Source organism: Bacillus sp. GMs2/2 (genome assembly GCF_050172095.1).
In the GTDB taxonomy this organism is placed as follows: Bacteria; Bacillota; Bacilli; order Bacillales; family Bacillaceae_G; genus Bacillus_A; species Bacillus_A cereus.
The window spans coordinates 1-1,837 of record NZ_JBNLYE010000587.1 but is presented as its reverse complement, the minus strand read 5'-3'; the positions used below and the strand labels follow the sequence as shown (position 1 = coordinate 1,837).

Sequence of the window (1,837 nt, the reverse complement as noted above, 5' to 3'; positions counted from 1 at the left end):
CAATGATTGCGTTTTCTAAGTCGTCTAGAATACCAGTGTGTTGTGTTTTTAAGATAGTGAAATGGTGTTTATATTCTTGATTATTTAATTCATTACAAATTTCTAAGCCTTTTTGAACCCAATCGTTTGCAAGTTCTTTTTCATTTAAACTAAAATGTTCTTTGGCTTGTAGAAAATTGGCTTTTAGGTGTTTAGGTAATTTGTTTGTAACTATTGTAAGATGTCTAATAGCAAGGGTTGATAGATTTTGAGAAGAGTAGAGCCAACCTAAGTTATTTCGAACTTTTAAGATTAGTGTATCGTCTTTCAGCTTTTGTAAAATATTGATTGCTGAATTATAGTTCTCTTCGGCTTGTTCGAATTGTTTTAAATAAACAGAACATGAGCCTAAAATGTTTTCGCATAGAGCTATTTTAATTTCATAACGTGGATATTTTGAGAAAATCTCTTTCGCTTGATTTGCATAATTGATTGCTGTAAGTGGTTTGTTTGTATGGTGATTAAATATAGCAAATTTATATTTATATTCAGCTTCTTCTAGTTCGCCTGGTACATGTTTTAAAAGGGATTCAGCTTTTTCGTATTCTTTTTTTGCTTCATCATAATTTCCAATAATGGTAGCATGTTCAGCTTTAAAAAAGTGATAATAATAAGTAATAAAGTCTTCAGTTATTGGATTGTCTAAACGAACAATTTGACTAAAAGTATCATACTTAATGTTTGTCCAATCGGTTAGGACCTTATATTTAAAGTTTAGTAGGGAGTAGTAAAGCGATAGATTTTGATCAGCTTCAATTTTATTAATCTGTTTCTCTATTTTTTCTTTTAATTGTTTCGCTTCAATTAATTGCTCCGCTACCATTACTTGATATAAAATGTTTAATTCGTTGACAATCTGTTCATGCCCTTTTAATAACACACTCATTATATATTCCCCCATCCGATAAAAGTATCCTAATTTAATTATTTCTATAATAGCAAAATAGAAGAAGTATAAGAGTAATTTTACCATATTTTTCAACAAAATTCTGAAAAATTAATTAATTTTTACGTATTTCTTATTTTTATGTGAATATTACAAGTGCCTCTGGTAGTGGTGGGATGAATCTGACTCATGATACGTTAGCATCAATGGGAGGGATAGCTTCACTTGTAAAAATGTTTTTAGGAGGATTGTTCGGATTGGGTCCAACTGTTAAGTTTTTAACAAAAATTTCACTTTCTTATTTAATAAAAACAGGATAATCCGCATTTTATAAGAATCATCCTGTTTTTATTGATACATTAAAAAATCGGCGGAGTAACAGAAAACAAAACAATGGCATTTTTTTCAAAATGATTCACCCATTTATGCTTTAAATAAGCAGGTATTTTTACACTGTCGCCAGTTTCTAATACGTATTCTTCCTCATTTAAATATAATGTGATTTTCCCATCTAAGACAAATGCTAATTCTTCTCCTTTATGTTCTAGCACATTTTCTGATGAAGCTGTATTAGGCGGGACGGTCATAATTGCTGTTGCTAAATTTCCAGTGAAATCAGGTGAAAGCATTTCATATGATAAATTATCAATAATCATTTTCTTTCGTTTATGGGAACGTACAATTAAATCGTCTGTATTTGTATCTTCAAGTAAAAAGCTAAATGTTGGCACATCAAGAGCTTTAGCAAGCACTTTTAATGTTTGAATAGAAGGGTTAGCAGACCCACGCTCAATTTGACTTAACATAGATGGTGTAATATCGGCCATCTTTGCTAGTTCTTTACTAGTTAAACCTTTTTCTTTTCTTTGTTTTTCAATTTTTTTACCAATATCTATATTTTCCATAATGAAA

The 1,837-nt window shown here is 29.9% G+C and carries 3 protein-coding genes; 1 reads left to right on the top strand and 2 read right to left on the bottom strand.

Translation table 11 applies throughout. From position 1 onward, the window contains the following. Positions 1-925 (bottom strand): tetratricopeptide repeat protein (locus tag ACQGS6_RS27635; RefSeq protein ID WP_426965968.1); only part of this gene is annotated, 925 nt, incomplete at its 3' end. A gap of 143 nt (positions 926-1,068) precedes the next feature. Between ACQGS6_RS27635 and ACQGS6_RS27630 the strand changes: the two genes are divergently transcribed. Continuing rightward, positions 1,069-1,245 carry a hypothetical protein gene (locus ACQGS6_RS27630; RefSeq protein WP_001999537.1) on the top strand — a complete coding sequence of 59 codons (177 nt, stop codon included), beginning with the start codon at positions 1,069-1,071 and terminating at the stop codon, positions 1,243-1,245. Positions 1,246-1,284: 39 nt separating this feature from the next. On the opposite strand, the gene ACQGS6_RS27625 is transcribed toward ACQGS6_RS27630, so the two are convergent. After that, on the bottom strand, positions 1,285-1,830 hold the full coding sequence (locus tag ACQGS6_RS27625) for a helix-turn-helix domain-containing protein (RefSeq protein WP_000427637.1): 546 nt from the start codon (positions 1,828-1,830) through the stop codon (positions 1,285-1,287). Between the last annotated feature and the right edge of the window lie 7 nt (positions 1,831-1,837).

What these genes read in the sequence shown, in the direction of transcription:
- ACQGS6_RS27625 (WP_000427637.1), bottom strand. Translation starts at nt 1,830, where the DNA reads ATGGAAAATATAGATATTGGTAAAAAAATTGAAAAACAAAGAAAAGAA.